Here is a 16,756-nt window from a genome sequence, read left to right on the forward strand (position 1 = left end):
CTTTCTTTAATGCTGTTAGCCTGCCTGTGGTATATTTGCTATGATAGAAGGATGGTAAGGAGAGAGATAATCGATGGAAAACAACCAGTGGAAAAAAGGAGAAACAGGTGCCTGGGTCAGCATTATCGCTTATGTCGTATTATCGATATCGAAACTGATCATAGCACAGGTCGGATCGTCCGATGCCTTACGGGCAGACGGATTAAATAATACAACGGACATAATCGCCTCATTGGCTGTGCTGATCGGCCTGCGCATCTCCCGGAAACCTCCGGACAGCGATCACCACTACGGCCACTCCAGGGCTGAAACCATTTCTTCTCTGATTGCTGCCTTCATTATGGCTACTATCGGTATTCAAGTACTTTTCGGGGCAGGCGAAACGATCGTCAATCGTCAGTTTGGAGAACCGTCCCTGCTCACGGGGTGGACAGCGATTGCAGGAGCGGTCATTATGTACGGTGTGTACCGTTTCAACCTCCGATTGTCACGCCAGGTAAGCAGCCGGGCTTTATACGCCGCAGCCCAGGACAACCGATCGGACGCTCTTGTGAGTATCGGAGCCGCAGTGGGTATTTTCGGTACGATGTCCGGCATGCTCTGGATGGATCCAGCTGCAGCTGTCATCGTCGGCGCCGTTATTTTAAAAACGTCGTGGGATATTTTCACGGACGCGACTCACCTGTTAACGGACGGGTTCGATGAAGATGAACTTCATGAAATCAAATCGACTATCTCGTCCCACCCCGAAGTGAACAAGGTGGCTGACGTCAAAGCCCGTCTCCAGGGTAATGAAACGCTCGTCGACGTAATCATTCTCGTATCTCCGGACATCACCGTCCAGAAAGCCCATGATATTACGGATGAGATAGAAATACTTCTCGAAAAAAATCATCACATTTCTTACGCTCATATTCATACGGAACCATATCACGGTTAAAGATGGCTGATTAAAAGTACCGTTATAATTGCAATCAGCACCGTGACCATTATCGGGGCACGCAGCCAGGCTGCAAGGACGGCTGCCGCCCCGCCGGCCATGCCTGCCCAGGGCTTGCCGTCTATCACCGTGAATATCCCCGGGATAATAAGCGCTCCGAGCGCTGCGTAGGGGATAGCTGCAAGCCATCTTCTCCCCCACGGAGGCAGCTCAAGTCTATCCATGATGAAAACCGGAGCGAACCTTGGCACCAGAGTAACGACACTCATTCCTAAAATCATCCAAAGGATCATTCTTCTTCCTCCTCTTCATCAGGCAGGAGAAATACACCGAGCAGTCCTCCCAGAATCGTCCCTATGACGATGGACCACCCGGCAGTAAGTCCTGCCCACTGAGCTGTACTGTTGATAATCATGGCTGCCCCGGCTATACCTCCGACGGCTATGGAGGTCTTCAATGAAGGTACGAGGAGCCCGATAAACATAGCGTAAAGAGCGATACCCATGCTGTCACTGAGTGCTTTCGGCATGACATTGCCGAGAAGACCCCCGGCAAGGGAACCAAGTACCCAGGCGCTGTATGCAGCCATCATTACTCCACCGTAAAACCAGAACGCATGAGGTTCTTTCGCCTCTTTCTTATGAATGGAAGAAATAGCAAATGTTTCATCGGTCAAAAATAATGTTAGGGGAAGTTTCCGCTTCTTCGCATGAGCTTTCATCTGGTTTACAAAAGAAAGACTCATAACAAAATGGCGGAAGTTCAATACGAACACGGCTATAATAATTTCTACAGCGCTTACCCCCGCCGCTACCATCGAAACTCCGAGAAATTGCGCGGCTCCGGCAAACACAGCCGCACTCATGAACGTCAGTTCAAAAAGAGTAAGACCCGACTGATAAGCAAGCACCCCGTAAGTAAGGGCAATAGGTATGTATCCAAAAATGATCGGTGATCCGGCGACGAAACCTTTTCTGAACATTTTTCCTCTGCCGGAAATGGTGATTCTTTCACTAACCTCCGCCACATCATCCCTCCATTTCAGTAATATTTTCTAATATTATACATTATATCCGGGGTGAATAGTTAGAGTGATTTTTCCTTTTCCTCATTTTCTTTCTCCTTCGTTGACACAGCTTCGCACCTGCTCTATAGTAAATTCATATACTTCAATACACAAAAGCGTCTAAGCATAAAAGCAAACGATCAATCATCAGGAGGTTTTTTCAGTGTTATACTTACAGCCTAAAAAATTACCGGGTCTGACTGAGTCCGTCATTGTCCTTCTTTTTATAATTTCAGTCATCAGTTTTTTCATTATCAGTCTGGAAAGCACTCCTCACACTCCTATTCTCATCGGGATTCTTATTCTTTTAGCCTACGGTACGGTGAGGAAATTCCGCTTTGATCAATTACAGCATGGGATGGTACAGGGAGCTCAATCCGGAATGCCGGCTGTATTGCTCTTTTTCGTTATCGGTATTTTAATAGCCAGCTGGATGGCGAGCGGAACTATTCCTGCTCTAATGAGTGTCGCCTTCTCTCTGACAGGCGGTCCGTTCATCTACGCTTTAGTATTTACCATCACCGCCTTTACAGGAGTGGCTCTCGGCAGTTCGTTCACTACAGCTGCTACGGTCGGGGTAGCTTTTATGGGAGCTGCACAGACTACTGACCTTTCTTTGGCAGTTATGGCCGGCGCTATCGTCTCGGGTGCATTTTTCGGAGACAAAATGTCTCCTCTGTCCGATACGACCAACCTGTCCTCCACCGTAGTGAAAGTCGATCTGTTCGATCACATAAAAAACATGATGTGGACTACTGTACCGGCGTTCATCATCACTTTTATCCTTTTTGCTTTTCTTTCTCCGGGAAGCAGCCGCGGAGCCACTTTATCTCCTTTTGAAGAAGGGCTGTTAAGTACCGGCCTGATCCACTGGAGTTCCTGGATTCCTCTCGCTGTTCTCGTCCTGTTCACTGTTACCAAACGTCCGGCTTTCGTTTCTCTCTCGGTCACGAGTATTACAGCTACCATCATTGCAGGCTTACGGGGAACGATGGAGTGGGGTGCAGTACTCAGTTCCTGGTTTAGCGGTTTTGAGATTGAAACACAAAACGAAGGGCTGACGGATATGCTCTCAAGAGGTGGCATGAACGGAATGTTCTTCACCATCTCCATCGTCATCCTTGCCCTTGCTCTCGGTGGTCTTTTCTTCACTACGGGGATAATACCGAGCATTCTCCAAAGTGCGCAGAAAGGGCTGCAGTCCGTGCGATCAGCTACGATCGCCACCGCTTTTACGGCTATCGGAATCAACGTTACGGTTGGGGAACAGTACCTTTCGATTCTGCTGACTGGAGAAGCTTTCCAGGATGTGTACGACAGAGTCGGCCTTGCCAGGAAGAACCTCTCCCGCACCCTGGAGGATGCCGGGACGGTGATCAACCCTCTCGTTCCCTGGAGTGTATGTGGAGTATTTATGGCCGGTGTGCTTGGCGTACCGGTCCTTGAGTATATGCCGTTCGCTTTTTTCTGTCTCCTGTCCCCGCTTCTTACAATTATTTCGGGTTTCACCGGCAAAACCCTGTCAAAAAAGTCTGAAGCAAAAATGGAAGTTTCCTGACAGGGAGACTTCCGTTTTTTATGTTTTTTATGTTTTTGTAAAATAATGAAAGGCCGCATTTATTTCATACGCATATAGTGGTAAACTAAATACAATTCAGCGGAATAAAGGGGGCTTGTCATGATCAAAGGACGCGTGAAGTGGTTCAGCGATGACAGAGGGTTCGGTTTTATCGAAACTGAAGACGGAAATGAAGAGGTTTTTGTCCATTTTTCTGCGATTGACGAAGAAGGGTACAAAACGTTGAAGCAGGGACAGCCGGTTACATTCGAAATAGAGGAAGGACGCCGGGGCCCTCAGGCCTCCAGGGTCCAAAAATAACTGCTGCTGAAGCAGTTTTCTTTTTTATTGGAATAATAAAAGCGTACAGGTCCTCCCTGTACGCTTTATGTGCCCCCCAAAACCCGGGAACTACTCATCTTCCTGGGCCGTAAGAATGAACGGCCCTTCTTTTGTAATTGCGATAGTGTGTTCATATTGCGCCGATAGCGACCCGTCGACCGTTCTTGCGGTCCACTGATTATCATCCATTTTACTCTGCCAGTCGCCGACGTTGATCATCGGTTCAATGGTAATCACCATACCATCCTTCAGACGGGCTCCTTTACCCGCTTCACCGAAGTGCGGTATATAAGGATCTTCGTGTATAGTTTCTCCGATGCCGTGGCCCGTAAACTCCCGGACTACGGAATATCCTTCCCCTTCCGCATAAGACTGGATAGCGTGGCCGATATCTCCGATGCGGTTGCCGACCTGCGCAGCTTCTATCCCTCTATATAGGGAAGTTTTGGATACATCCATAAGTTTCCGTGCTTCCTCGCTGATTTCACCCACGGGATGAGTCCACGCCGAATCAGCGAGGAATCCGTTCAGTTTGACCACCATGTCCACCGTAACGATGTCCCCTTCTTCCAGTTTTTCCTTTCTGGGAAAACCGTGACAAATTTCGTCGTTGATACTAGCACAGGTGGTGTACTCATAACCCTGGTAGCCTTTTTGTTCTCCGGTAGCTCCATGCTTGTCCAGGTAGCGTTCCACGAACTGCTCGATTTCCATGGTAGTTACACCCGGTTTGATGAAGGAGCGCAATTCTTTGTGGACAGAAGCGAGAAGCTCTCCTGCTTCTTTCATCTTTTCAATTTCTCTTTTACTTTTCCGTTTAATCATCTTTTCCATCCTTTCTCCTGTATCGATCCGTCATTTTATGTTTTGAACAATTATTCCATTACTTATATTATAATATCAGCACTCGAATTGAAACCGTCACACCCTGAATTCGTATTACAGTAAAAAAGAAAGGAGCTTTCCGTGCTTGAATTACACAATGTAACTAAACGATATGCCGGGAAAACGGCTGTACATAACCTTGATTTACGGGTGACCCCAGGGAAGATCTTCGGGTTCCTCGGACCGAACGGGGCAGGCAAATCCACCACGATTAAAATGATCACCGGTATACTTCCTGTAGACGAGGGGAGTATTTCCATTAACGGAAAAGATATTGAAAAAGACGCGCTCGAAGCTAAACGACAATTCGGTTACGTCCCGGATACGTCCGACTCCTTTCTGCGGTTAAAAGGAAGAGAGTACCTGGAATTCATTGCCGATGTTTATGATGTCCCGGAAGAAGTAAGAGAAGAGCGACTCGCCCGCTATGCCTCTCTCCTTCAGCTAAACGAAGCTCTGGAGGATAAGCTCCATACTTATTCCCATGGAATGAGACAGAAGGTTGTGCTGCTCGGAGTGCTTATTCACCAGCCGGATGTATGGATTCTTGATGAGCCGCTCACAGGACTGGATCCGAAATCGGCAAATGCCCTGAAAGAACTTATGAGAGAACAGGCGGACGCAGGAAAAATCGTTTTTTTCTCCTCTCACGTACTCGAAGTCGTGGAACAGCTGTGTGACGAAGTGGCCATCATCGATGAGGGAAGCCTGCGCTTTCAGGGGGAAATGAGTGATATGAGGCAGGAATTCCAGGAAGGAAGAAACCTGGAAAGCCTATTTCTGGAGCTGACGAACGATGCATAAAGCTTACCTCCTTATGAACATCATCGTTAAAATGGAATTTTTTCGAAAAGAAAAGGGCAGTGCCCTCAGAGTACTCCTTTTCGTACTTGCTATACCGATAGCTGTACTGGTTTACAATCTTACGTACACTCTGTTTAAGGAGACGTTCTCAATCCTTTCCGTTTCCGGGAATGAGCCGGCACTGCTGGGGCTGATTTTCCTTGTTGCCACTGGCCTTCTTATTGTCACCACCTTCATACCGGCTATAAATACATTTTATCTTTCAGACAGCATAGAGGGATACCTCCCACTGCCGTTGAAGCCTTCTCAGATTATTATAGGGAAATCCGCTTCCCCACTTCTGCGGGGTTATGTATGGAATACTGTCATAACCGCTCCTTTTCTGCTTATGTACATGCTTCAGGCAGGAAGCGGGTTTCTGTTTTTTCTTTACGCTTTTATTATATGGACGATATTTCCGATTCTTCCGTTTCTGCTCGTGAGCTCTTTACTCATGTTCGTCATGCGTTTCATTAACATATCCAGATATAAAGACCGGGCCAAAGCAATCGGAGGTCTGCTTTCTTTTGCGCTCATTCTGGCCGTTAACGTGCTTGTCAGACAGGATTCTCCAGGGGACGACGGCAGTCTTTCTGCCGTGATCGGCGACGGTGAACTTCTTGCCGCACTGACGGGCTGGGTACCAAACGCAAAGCTTGCCGCCATGGCACTCGCTTCCCCCTTCAGCGTAAGCGGCATCCTTGCTCTTACCGGCCTCCTTATCATGACGGCCTCAGGGACGTTCTTATTTCTTTATTTCAGTGATACGCTCTATTTTAAAGGGGTTCGCGGCCTGAGTGAAGGGGTGCGTTCCTCTTCATCCAAAAGAAATGTCGCCCGAAGGAAAAGTATGTTCCACTCACTCGCCCGCAGGGACATCAAAACGATTGTGCGTACTCCCGTTTACGTTACCCAGATTCTCGGTCACCAGTTCTTTGCTCCATTATTACTACTCATCTTTCCATTTGTCGACGGCGGCAGTTCTTTTTCATCCTGGACAGAAGGGGCAGCCGGGCTGGAGACCAACGTCATCCTCCCTCTCCTGCTCGCTTTTTCCGCTCTTATCGGAGCTACGAGTACAGCAGGTACCAGCTCTTTCTCCAGGGAAGGAAAAACTCTTTATGAATTTCGGTCTTTTCCGATTCCGTTTACCGAACTTTTAAAAAGTAAACTGCTGGTGGCTTTCATCATCCCTGCCTCAGCATTCACTCTGTTCGCTTTGACCATCGGATTTGTGTTCTCTTTACCTTTTCCTCTCTGGGCCGGTTGGCTGGTTCTATCCTATGTGCTGATCTTGTCAATATCCATTATCGCCACAGCTCTGGACATGAACGAACCGAAACTCACATGGGAGAGTGAAGAAGAAGTATTTCAGCACCGGTTCATCAACCTTCTTCTGCTGATTGTGACAGCAGTATTCACCATTCCGGTACTTCTCCTCATGTGGAAGGTACCGGTAATGCAGAATCCCGCAATAGCTTTTCTTTTCGGGCTGTCGAGCTTCTCCCTTTATGCCTGGACAGGTTGGAAAATAGTAAAGCAGAAAATTCTTCCTTCTTTCGTAAACAGAGACTGACATCCTTAAAGCAAATCTCTTCCTTTCCCCTTCTATTTATAATAGGATAGGGAAAGTGAATTTTTTGGAAAGGGTTAAAGAAAGAGGAGGAAGAATTATGTCTGACCGGAATAAAGGGATATTATTATTGCTTATATCAGCGCTCGGTTTTTCTATGATGGGGGCTTTCGTTAAACTTTCCGGGGACCTCCCCACTGTGCAGAAGGCTTTCTTCCGAAATATAGTGGCAGCTGCCATAACACTTGGATTCGTGCTAAAGCACAAAGACAGGATTTTCGGAAAACGGGAGAACCAGAAACTGCTTCTTTCCCGCTCCTCACTTGGAGCAGTAGGGATTGTAATGAATTTCTACGCTATCGATCATCTCGTCCTTTCGGATGCGGAAATGCTGAACAAACTGAGTCCGTTCATTCTTATTATTTTCTCCGGCATCTTTCTTAAGGAACATGCACGGAGGTATCAGATTGTTTCTATTATCATCGCTTTCCTGGGAACGCTGTTCATCATCCAGCCGGAATTTTCTGTCCAGGTCCTTCCTTACATTATCGGGGTGCTGGGAGCGGTTTTTGCTGCCGGAGCTTATACTATGCTGCGGGTACTTGGAAATAAGGAGAAACATTATACGGTGGTCTTCTACTTCTCCTTCTTTACTACTGTGCTGCTTCTCCCTTTTACAATATTCTTTTACGAACCGATGAGTGTACAACAGTGGATTTTTCTTTTGCTTGCCGGCGCATTCGCAACGGTGGGCCAATTCGGAGTTACGCTGGCCTACAAATTCGCCCCGGCCAGTGAAATTTCTATATTCTTCTACTCCACTGTGGTATATTCCGCCCTGCTCAGCATTGTACTGTTCGGACAGATTCCTACATTATGGAGCGTTATCGGCTACGTCATTATATTCAGCGCTTCGTTCTATATGTTCCTAAAAAATAACCATATAGATAAAAAACAGCTCGCCCGGCAGGAAGAAAAGAAAGCATCCAGGTCTTCCTGATCCCGGCAGGCTGTGGCCCCCGGAAAAGCTGTACGATGTTCTTTTATCCTTGCGGAAGTAACAGAGACAAAAGACCGGACAATCCAATGTCCGGTCTTTTGTCTCTGTTTTATTGTTTCTTTGGATTCTTTTTAATATTTATCAATGTAATCATAGAGTTTATAGACTTCGCCGTTTTGTACCGGTTCCTCTTTAAGGAGATTACGGAGAACTTCAGCCACCCGTTCAGGAGAAGTCAATTCACCCTTCTCTTTCAGTTCCCGGAACTTTTCTACATCTTTAAATGAATCCTCGGATGCAGAACGTATTTCTTCCTGCATATCCGTATCCATTACTCCGGGACTGTAGGCGAGGATCGTATGACTCTTCTGTTCCTGTTCTTTGGCCGTAACGGCAGTAAATCGATCAATAGCGGCTTTTCCGGCACTGTACACGCTCCAGCCTTCCGTCGTCTTCCCGGCTGCTCCTGAGGTGATATTCACAAGTGTTAAAGGCACTTCCCACTCATTCGCCAATCCAAGTATGTAATTGGCAAGCAGAACAGGTACGGAAACGTTCAAACGTATGTGCCGATCTACGGCTGGTATATCAAGAGCTCCGACTTTTTCAATCGGCCCCACCATCCCTGCATTATTAAGAAGCGTAAGTTCTTCCACGTCTTCTCTCTGCAGATAATTGTGGACTGCCGCAAGCGTATTATTCGTAGCCGCTTCATCTGTAAGATCACATTCGTAATGACGATAGGAGACCCCGCAGCTGTCGGCAGTTTCTTTTAACGTTCCGTTATACGTACGTGAAATGCCGATCACCGACACCCCATCTTCCATCCATCGTTTTGCCACTGCTTCTCCAAGACCTTTCGAGTCCCCTGTAATAATAATGAATTTCACAGTTTTTCCCTCTTTTCTTTACAATCTTCCTTCAAATAAGTATGCTATTATCAGCTTATGTTAAAGGAGTCTTCTATGGTTTACTTGTTATTAGCTCTCATATATTCGGCCGGTCTGCTCGTCTCGAGTCTCGGTCTTGCCCTCATCATTAAATCAAACCTCGGGGCCGGTCCCGGCGACAGCATAGCTGTAGGTTTATCGTATCATACCCCCGTCACTGTTGGAACGTTTATGATTATCGCATTCACTATTCTTTTAATCGTCAATGCGATTTTAGAAAAGAAACGTCCTCAATATGAATCCCTGATACCGAGTATTATCCGTGGGCGTACACTGGACTTTTTCCTTTATGGAACTTTGGAAAACGTAAACCCTGATGCCTGGTACTCCCAGGCCGGTATCTTTGCACTGGGTATCCTTGCCACGGCCGTAGGAATCTCCTTTTACTTACGTACACCGTTCCCGAGAATCCCGCTGGACCATTTCATGATGGTGATGAACAATCGAACGAACCAGTCCAAAGGGGTCGTTCGTAATCTGATGGAAGGGGCTATGGCCCTCACCGGTTATTTTCTCGGCGGCCCGGTCGGAATCGGCACTGTAATGGTCGTCTTCCTGCTCGGCCCCCTTATCCAATGGACTTTCCCTCTGGCACGACCTGTCGCTTTTCTATGGTCCGATGCACAAAAAGCAAGAGACGCAGAATAATTTCTGTCGCCTCTTGCTTTTTTTGTTTCATTTCACCTGCTTACGTTCAAGCGTCCTGACGGGTCGTTTTCACAACCGGTACGCCAAGTCCGTCTTTTTTAACCAGGAATTGAAGAGCAAGCAGGATAGCAAATATGCTCAACCCGATAATGTCGCTCCAAAGTCCCGGATAAATGAGTGTGAGTCCTCCGAGAACTGCCGGTATCCGTTCGTACCATTCCACTTTTCTGAACCAGTATCCGACCAGCCCGGCGCCTATAGCCATCATTCCGGTTATGGCTGTGAACAGAATCCATGATACTTCCCCGACGTTCGTGTCGATCATCAACAGTTCCGGTGAAAGTACGAACATGTACGGGATGATGAATGCGGCAATGGCAAGCTTCGCTGCGTTCAGCCCGGTTCGTATCGGTTCGGAAGACGCAACACCGGAAGCTGCGAACGCCGCAAGCGCTACAGGCGGAGTGATATCCGCTATAATGCCGAAGTAGAAAACGAACAGGTGAGCTGCCAGATCCTGCACCCCAAGAAGAATGACAGCCGGAGCTGCAATCGTGGAGGTGATGACATAGTTAGCCGTTGTCGGCGAGCCCATACCAAGTATAATAGCGGCAATCATCGTAAAGAAAAGCGTAATCAGAATCTGACCGTCCGCAAGAGTGACAAGACTGTTGGCAAGTTTCAGCCCGAGTCCCGTTTTCGTTACCACTCCTACGATAATACCTGCCGCCGCCGTGGCCGCTACAACTCCAAGAGCCGTTCTGGCACCACTTACGAGAGCATCAATCGTATCCTTGAGATTTCCGTCGAAAAGGTAGCTCACTATAATCGTTACGAGCGTGCCGGCAATAATGGAGTCAAGGATAGAGAATCCGCCTTGCAGAAAGCCGTAAATGCCGAAACCGACAAAGCCTGCGGCAAAGGTAGCGACGTAAATTTTCCTGAATTTCTCCTCCCGCAGCAGACCTACCAGTATGACAGTCAGTATGCCGTAAAGGGCGGAACGCATAACGCTTACCCCGCTTGCCAGAAAGACGACGATAGCCACAATCGGCAGTAGCAGGTAAAGCTTTTTCAGCACTTCTTTTTTATCCGGAATATCTTCATCCGGCAAGCCGCTCAGACCCGTTCTTTTAGCTTCGAAGTGGGTCATAATCCAGATACCTGTAAAATACAGAATTGCTGGTATGAGAGCCGCTTTAGCAATCGACCAGTAGTCGATTCCGATAAATTCGATCATAAGGAAAGCCGCTGCACCCATTATCGGAGGCATGAGCTGTCCTCCTGTCGAAGCAGCCGCTTCCACTCCCCCGGCAAATTCCCGGCGGTACCCGAGTTTTTTCATCATCGGGATAGTGAAAGATCCGGACGTAACCACGTTCGCCACGGAACTTCCGCTTATCGTCCCCTGCAGGGCACTGGAGAAAATCGCAACTTTCGCAGGCCCCCCCGTTCTTTTACCTGCCAGAGCAACAGCCAGGTCATTGAAATACTGACCTACTCCCGTCTTGACGAGGAAAGCACCGAACAACAGGAATAAAAAGATGAACGTGGAGGAGACGGCGATTGGTGTACCGAGAATACCCTCTGTAGTAAAGAACATGGACTGCACGAGATTATCGAGGTCCACCCCTCTGTGTACGAGAAAACTCGGCATCTGGCGACCCCAGTACGCGTAAGCGAGGAAAAGTGCCGCAATAACCGTAATAGGTATACCCACGGCTCTCCTCGTCGCTTCAAGCACAAGCACTATCGCCAAAGCTCCCACGTAAAAATCAAGCTGGGTCATGTCGCCGGCCCGGAGGACGATATCTTCATAAAACAGCGGCCAGTATAAACCTACTCCGCCTCCGAGAATGGCGAGGCCTATATCGTACCACGCAATTTTCCCTTTGCTTCTATTCTTCTTAGTAGCGGGGTACAACAGAAAAATCAGTACAAGACCGAAGCCTACGTGTACAGAACGGAGAATCTGAGCCTGCACCTGGTAGACGGTGGATGTAAGTAACTGAAATACGGAAAAAGAAAGTAGTAAAATAAATACTATTTTAGCTATCTTCCCGGTGAGTTCCCGGACGCCGGACTCGGGGTCGTACTTTTCCATAACTTCTTTCTGTTTTTCCACTGATTCGTTAGTTTCACTCATTGCAGCTTCACTCCTCTCCACAATTCCAGATTAGAGACGTATGCAGGGGCGATACGCACCCAGCTTCCCGCCTCAATGGAATCTTTAAGTAAATAAGAATTATCATGATAGTTAATAGTATGTTCCGCCTTCACCTGACCTATGTTCAGGTCTAAACTGGAATGCGAACCCTGAAGATTTGTGATGTAATATTTCCCGTTCTTCATTTCAAACGACTCCCCTTCCCCTGCATTGGAAGGCATGCCGATCGCCGTGTCCTCGTATATAAGCCGGACCGGCTTTAAAGAACGGCCTTTCATTTCATACTCTTCCACCACCCTGGACAAGTGAACAGAGTGGATGAATTGAAGCTGAAAATGATCGTTTTCGGATACAGGCAAAAAATATACTCTTTCTTCCCCGGGCATCGTAGTTACAGTAAGCACGTAGCGGCAAGGAATGAATATCCAGGCCAGCAGGATACCGACTGCCAAGACAGTCAGCACTGCGACTATCCATTTTTTCATAGTATCCCTGTCCTCTTGTCAGAGACGAAAAGGGACTGTGCCGGACAGTATCCTGTCTGACAGTCCCTTTCCTTTTCCCTGCTATAGGCTTTTCTTACTGTTCATCAAAATATTTTTTCGCTCCGGGGTGAAGATCGATACCTACACCTTCCTGAGCACTCTCGGCAGTAATCTGCTCCCCTTTGGCATGCTGAACCTGATCCGTGTTTTCGAAAATAGCTTTTGTCATATTATAGACGAGATCTTCACTTAAGTTGGAATCAGTTACAAGCATAGCCTGAACAGCTACCGTGCTTACCGCTTTTTCAAGTCCGTAAGTACCTTCAGGAATTTCGTCCTGAGCATAGTACCCGTACTCGTCAATCAGTTCTTTGACTTTATCCTGTTCCACAGGAACGATGTTGACATCGGAAGTAGCCGCCAGACTTTCTACGGCACCCGTCGGTGTACCGGATGTAATGAATGCCGCATCAATCGTCCCATCCTGGATTCCGGACGTAGAGTCATCGAAAGCAAGGTCGCGGGCTTCGATATCGTCTTCAATTGAAAGACCGTGAATGTCCAGAATGTTCTCTGCGTTCGCATGAGTTCCGGAACCGACCGCCCCTACGGAAACAACTTTGCCTTCAAGGTCTTCCACTGATTCTATTCCTGTATCAGCCGTCGTTACGATTTGGATAGTTTCAGGGTAAAGAGTTCCGATAGCCTGAAGATTTTCAATCTTTTCATCAAACATAACTTCTCCGTTCTTTGCGTAAGAAGCGATGTCTGTCTGAGTGAATGCGAGCTGGCCGTCGCCGTCACGCATGGATTTCATATTTTCCACGGAAGCCCCTGTAGACGTAGCGTTTGCTTCCAGATTATCTATTTCACTGGTCAGGATATTCGCAAATGCTCCTCCAAGCGGGTAATATGTACCCTGCGTTCCGCCTGTGAGGATCTGCACGAACTCTGTATCTCCGCTTTCGCCCCCTTCACCGTTATCGGAACTTCCTTCGTCGCTACTCGAAGTACCGCCGCCACAAGCAGCCAGCACAAGAGAAAGCGTTCCCAACAATAGGAATAATAAAAACCCTTTTTTCATAAAATTACCTCCTGTAATTGTAGTATGTGAACTTATTAATCGTTCGTACGATAAGTTTGAAACCGTTCTTTCAGTATGTTGCAGCAAAAATAAGATTCGGGACCAAAATATATTCTACACGAAAGTAGTGCGGGTGAAAAGAATTTTTTCACATCTTTGTCACCCGCTTTGTCGGACTTTATGTCATCAATCTTCCCACGTTAAAGCCCATAACCCGTTCTTCTCCAGTTTCTCTTCCACTTTCGCTTCTATTTCTAATTGTTTTTCCACTTCTTTTTCCTTCAGCGGGCGATTCATTATTTCCTCCCCAAAGGCATCGATCATTTCTTTCTGGCTCAGTTTTTCAATAAGCTGATCCCAGAAACTATGTTCATCATATTCCTGCACGTAGCGTTCCATCCACTTATTTTCCGTTTCCTGATTCAGCTCATAAACGTCCGCATGGGGCTGGTATTCCACTTCTTCCTGCATGGAATCTTTGTAGTATTCAGCCAGCACAAGATTCCGCACATCTTCGAACTCTTTGTTCAGTTCCTGTCTCGGATAATTGACTATCCATGTGGAAAGAAACATGGAAGCCACCATTGTACGAAGCTGTTCCTTTGAAACATCTATAGAATGATAACTCATTGTGTTTCCGCCTTTTCTGAAAGTATTATTCTTTTGAAAAAATCGCTGCCGTTCCCGTAATTCCCGCATCTTTTTCGTAAGCAGCCTGCAGCTTCCTCGTTACCGGACCAGGCCGGCCATCGCCGATTGTCACCTCATCAACCTTAGTCAGGGGCTGTACCTCCGAAGTACTGCTCGTCATAAATACCTCGTCCGCGCCTTCGAAGTCTTCCATCCGGAAAGCTTCTTCTATAAACGGAATGTCCGCTTCCTTGCAGAACTCCTCTATTTTCATGCGCACGCATCCGCCGAGGATACGTTTCGTTGCGGGGTGGGTATATACCTTACCGTTCCGCACCAGGTAAATATTTGAGGAACTTCCTTCCGTCACGTTTCCGTCTTTATGAAGAATCGCTTCTTTTGCGCCCAGTTCCTTGGCGTTTTGTTTGGCGAGAACGTTCGGAAGCAGATTCAGACTTTTAATATAACACCATTCCCACCGTATATCTTCCATAGTAATGGCAGGGGCACCTTCTTCCAGCGAGTCAGTGTTGCGGGCGAAATCTTTCACATACGCATACAGATTAGCTTCGGTGTTGAGGGGGAATGCGTGGTCTCTCGGAGCTGAACCTCTCGTAAGCTGGAGATACATCGTTGCATCATTACGTACACTGTTTTTATTCAGAAGTTCATGCAAGTGAGCGTATAATTCCTGTTTCTGAAAAGGTACGTCTATTTTGATTGCTGCTGCAGAACGGTACAGACGTTCAACATGCTCTTCGATAAGATAGTATTCCCCCTCATAAATCCGGATAACTTCGTACACTCCATCACCGAACTGAAGGCCTCTTTCTTCGAAGGGATAACTCAGGTCGTTCTTTTCCACGAACTCTTTTCCGGTCAGAATCCAATCGTATAAACTCATATATAAACCTCCTGTCAATCTTTAGGGACGATCCACCAGGACCCGTCCGTATCGTCTGATCCGTTCGTTGTTCCCCTGCTCAGAAGGGAAGATTCCAAAAAATATGTACAGCGAAAACGTACACAAGCTGGATTCCTGTAAAGAAAAGCAAAGTAACAGGGAAAAGCAGTTCTTTCCCCGGCGTTTCCCGTACACCTTTTTTCAGAATAATTATAGTAACCAGGGCTATTACGTAATAAAGAAAAAACCACAGCCAGCCGGCGGATGTATCTTCATCAAGACCGATTTCATACGCAACAGCCAGCATTGCCCAGGTGACAAGAAAAGAAACAGTTCCTATGAACATCCATTTTCTCCGCTTATCTTTTGTTACAGCAGTAACTGCCGTAACAAGAGTCATTACCCCCGTCACTTCACTTAAGGTAACATACACTCTCTGCACAGAAGTCTTTTCCATAGTGACAATACTCAGCAATATTAAAAATGCCAATAAAAAAATGCCACTGACCGTCAGCCTTAACCAGGTCCTCTCTTTCATAGCCAAAGCGAATCTCTCCCTACAGTTCAAACTTTACTCATTATAGCACAGGAGGAAAAAAACTTTCTTTACCTGAACGCTATTCTTTTAAGAAATTGAACATGTTGTTTCCAATCATATGATATTCTGTTAAATAGGAGGGAATCCCCTCTTTTTCCGGGGAATCAGTCAGGGGTTGATTCTTTTCCGGAAAATGACGAAAATAATAGCAGCGTAATCAGGTGAAGCGACACTTCAACTGGTCATCATCTATCCAAACTTACAACCTGCAGAGGAGGATCTTTATATGAAGAATGAAATCGTTGTAATCACTGGTGCTTCACGCGGTATAGGCCGGGCCGCAGCTTTCCATTTCGCCAAAGCCGGAGCGCGGCTCACTGTAACCGGAAGTTCCGAAGATATATATGATACGAAAAAATCTCTTGAAGAGGCCGGCTTCAATGACGTAGTTGCTCTGGTAAGCGATGTCACCAGGGAAGGTGCGATGGAACAGATCATCCATTCCACAATCAATACGTATGGTCGTGTAGATGTACTCATCAACAATGCCGGCGTGGGAAAATTTCAGGCTCTGGAGGATATCACACTCGAAGAATGGAAAAAAATGTTCGAGGTGAACGTACAGGGCGTATTCCTGGCTACTAAATCTGTCATCCCACAAATGAAGAAACAGCAATCAGGTACCATTCTGACTGTAGCTTCCGATGTCTCCCGTTATTCGATACCCGAGAACGGGTCATTGTATACTGCCACCAAATATGCCGTGCAGGGTTTCATGGGATCCGTCGCTCAGGAATTAAAACCTTTTGGTATACGGGTCGGGACGATTAACCCCGGCATGACGGATACGAATTTTGCCGGAGGTACAGAAGGTGACCCGGAGAAAAAAGACTGGTTGAAAGCTGATGATGTAGCTGCAGGACTACTGCACATGGCTTCTGCCCCGAAACATATGCAGGTAGACGAAATGCATATCCATCCACTAGCCCAGGATTATCCAAGACCGTAACTGTATATGCACCCTGTCCTTAAACAAAAGAAGCAGTCAGCAGAAGCAGTATTACACTGCTTCTATTGGCTGCTTCTTTACTCATCTTTTATTATAACGAACGTTTTAATACATCGATACGAATCGTCTTCCTG

At 46.9% G+C, this 16,756-nt stretch carries 18 protein-coding genes; 8 read left to right on the forward strand and 10 right to left on the reverse strand.

The genetic code is table 11. From position 1 onward, the window contains the following. Nucleotides 1-73 precede the first annotated feature (73 nt). Nucleotides 74-940 carry a cation diffusion facilitator family transporter gene (locus BLU03_RS03200; protein WP_076569033.1) on the forward strand — a complete coding sequence of 289 codons (867 nt, stop codon included), beginning with the start codon at nt 74-76 and terminating at the stop codon, nt 938-940. On the opposite strand, the gene BLU03_RS03205 is transcribed toward BLU03_RS03200, so the two are convergent. Continuing rightward, nucleotides 937-1,233, reverse strand: a complete 297-nt coding sequence (locus tag BLU03_RS03205; RefSeq protein WP_076569031.1) for an AzlD domain-containing protein — start codon at nt 1,231-1,233, stop codon at nt 937-939. The two genes, BLU03_RS03200 and BLU03_RS03205, sit on opposite strands and share 4 nt — an antisense overlap. Further along, on the reverse strand, nt 1,230-1,967 hold the full coding sequence (locus BLU03_RS03210; RefSeq protein WP_093105534.1) for an AzlC family ABC transporter permease: 738 nt from the start codon (nt 1,965-1,967) through the stop codon (nt 1,230-1,232). Before BLU03_RS03210 ends, BLU03_RS03205 begins: the two co-directional genes overlap by 4 nt. Nucleotides 1,968-2,169: 202 nt before the next feature. Between BLU03_RS03210 and nhaC the strand changes: the two genes are divergently transcribed. Together nhaC and BLU03_RS03220 are read left to right on the forward strand one after the other, a co-directional pair. Beyond that, complete coding sequence (gene nhaC / locus BLU03_RS03215; protein ID WP_093105537.1) at nt 2,170-3,564, forward strand: Na+/H+ antiporter NhaC; 1,395 nt, start codon at nt 2,170-2,172, stop codon at nt 3,562-3,564. A 120-nt stretch (nt 3,565-3,684) separates the two neighbouring features. Then, nucleotides 3,685-3,885 carry a cold-shock protein gene (locus BLU03_RS03220; RefSeq protein ID WP_008592224.1) on the forward strand — a complete coding sequence of 67 codons (201 nt, stop codon included), beginning with the start codon at nt 3,685-3,687 and terminating at the stop codon, nt 3,883-3,885. Nucleotides 3,886-3,975: 90 nt separating this feature from the next. On the opposite strand, the gene map is transcribed toward BLU03_RS03220, so the two are convergent. After that, nucleotides 3,976-4,731: a type I methionyl aminopeptidase gene (map, locus tag BLU03_RS03225; protein WP_008592221.1), complete on the reverse strand. Its 756-nt coding sequence runs from the start codon at nt 4,729-4,731 to the stop codon at nt 3,976-3,978. Nucleotides 4,732-4,872: 141 nt separating this feature from the next. Between map and BLU03_RS03230 the strand changes: the two genes are divergently transcribed. From BLU03_RS03230 to BLU03_RS03240, 3 genes are all read left to right on the forward strand, one after another. Continuing rightward, nucleotides 4,873-5,595 carry an ABC transporter ATP-binding protein gene (locus BLU03_RS03230; protein ID WP_008592219.1) on the forward strand — a complete coding sequence of 241 codons (723 nt, stop codon included), beginning with the start codon at nt 4,873-4,875 and terminating at the stop codon, nt 5,593-5,595. Then, the gene (locus BLU03_RS03235) at nt 5,588-7,210 is read left to right on the forward strand and encodes a putative ABC transporter permease subunit (protein WP_093105540.1); all 1,623 of its coding nucleotides are present in this window, start codon (nt 5,588-5,590) and stop codon (nt 7,208-7,210) included. Before BLU03_RS03230 ends, BLU03_RS03235 begins: the two co-directional genes overlap by 8 nt. A 97-nt stretch (nt 7,211-7,307) precedes the next feature. Further along, nucleotides 7,308-8,207: a DMT family transporter gene (locus tag BLU03_RS03240; protein WP_093105542.1), complete on the forward strand. Its 900-nt coding sequence runs from the start codon at nt 7,308-7,310 to the stop codon at nt 8,205-8,207. Nucleotides 8,208-8,338: 131 nt separating this feature from the next. Here BLU03_RS03240 and BLU03_RS03245 read toward each other — a convergent pair whose 3' ends face one another. Then, the gene (locus BLU03_RS03245) at nt 8,339-9,097 is read right to left on the reverse strand and encodes an SDR family NAD(P)-dependent oxidoreductase (protein ID WP_093105545.1); all 759 of its coding nucleotides are present in this window, start codon (nt 9,095-9,097) and stop codon (nt 8,339-8,341) included. Between the two features lie 75 nt (nt 9,098-9,172). On the opposite strand from BLU03_RS03245, the gene BLU03_RS03250 reads away from it, so the two are divergent. Continuing rightward, complete coding sequence (locus BLU03_RS03250) at nt 9,173-9,805, forward strand: YczE/YyaS/YitT family protein (protein ID WP_008592211.1); 633 nt, start codon at nt 9,173-9,175, stop codon at nt 9,803-9,805. A gap of 46 nt (nt 9,806-9,851) precedes the next feature. Here BLU03_RS03250 and BLU03_RS03255 read toward each other — a convergent pair whose 3' ends face one another. The 6 genes from BLU03_RS03255 to BLU03_RS03280 form a co-directional block, all read right to left on the reverse strand. Then, on the reverse strand, nt 9,852-11,951 hold the full coding sequence (locus BLU03_RS03255; RefSeq protein ID WP_008592209.1) for a TRAP transporter permease: 2,100 nt from the start codon (nt 11,949-11,951) through the stop codon (nt 9,852-9,854). Beyond that, complete coding sequence (locus BLU03_RS03260) at nt 11,948-12,457, reverse strand: DUF1850 domain-containing protein (RefSeq protein WP_093105548.1); 510 nt, start codon at nt 12,455-12,457, stop codon at nt 11,948-11,950. The genes BLU03_RS03255 and BLU03_RS03260 overlap by 4 nt, the downstream gene beginning before the upstream one ends. Nucleotides 12,458-12,551: 94 nt before the next feature. Continuing rightward, nucleotides 12,552-13,541: a TAXI family TRAP transporter solute-binding subunit gene (locus BLU03_RS03265; RefSeq protein WP_008592206.1), complete on the reverse strand. Its 990-nt coding sequence runs from the start codon at nt 13,539-13,541 to the stop codon at nt 12,552-12,554. 186 nt (nt 13,542-13,727) lie between these two features. Further along, complete coding sequence (locus BLU03_RS03270; protein ID WP_093105550.1) at nt 13,728-14,171, reverse strand: hypothetical protein; 444 nt, start codon at nt 14,169-14,171, stop codon at nt 13,728-13,730. Nucleotides 14,172-14,196: 25 nt separating this feature from the next. Further along, nucleotides 14,197-15,075, reverse strand: coding sequence for a D-amino-acid transaminase (gene dat / locus BLU03_RS03275; protein ID WP_093105553.1), 879 nt, complete (start codon nt 15,073-15,075; stop codon nt 14,197-14,199). A gap of 79 nt (nt 15,076-15,154) precedes the next feature. Further along, a complete protein-coding gene (locus BLU03_RS03280; protein ID WP_093105555.1) occupies nt 15,155-15,619 on the reverse strand; it encodes a hypothetical protein in 465 nt (154 codons plus the stop codon). Between the two features lie 280 nt (nt 15,620-15,899). Between BLU03_RS03280 and BLU03_RS03285 the strand changes: the two genes are divergently transcribed. Then, a complete protein-coding gene (locus BLU03_RS03285) occupies nt 15,900-16,622 on the forward strand; it encodes an SDR family oxidoreductase (RefSeq protein WP_076569010.1) in 723 nt (240 codons plus the stop codon). The last annotated feature ends 134 nt before the right edge of the window (nt 16,623-16,756 follow it).

It is taken from the genome of Salimicrobium album (genome assembly GCF_900107115.1).
Lineage (GTDB): Bacteria > Bacillota > Bacilli > Bacillales > Halobacillaceae > Salimicrobium > Salimicrobium album.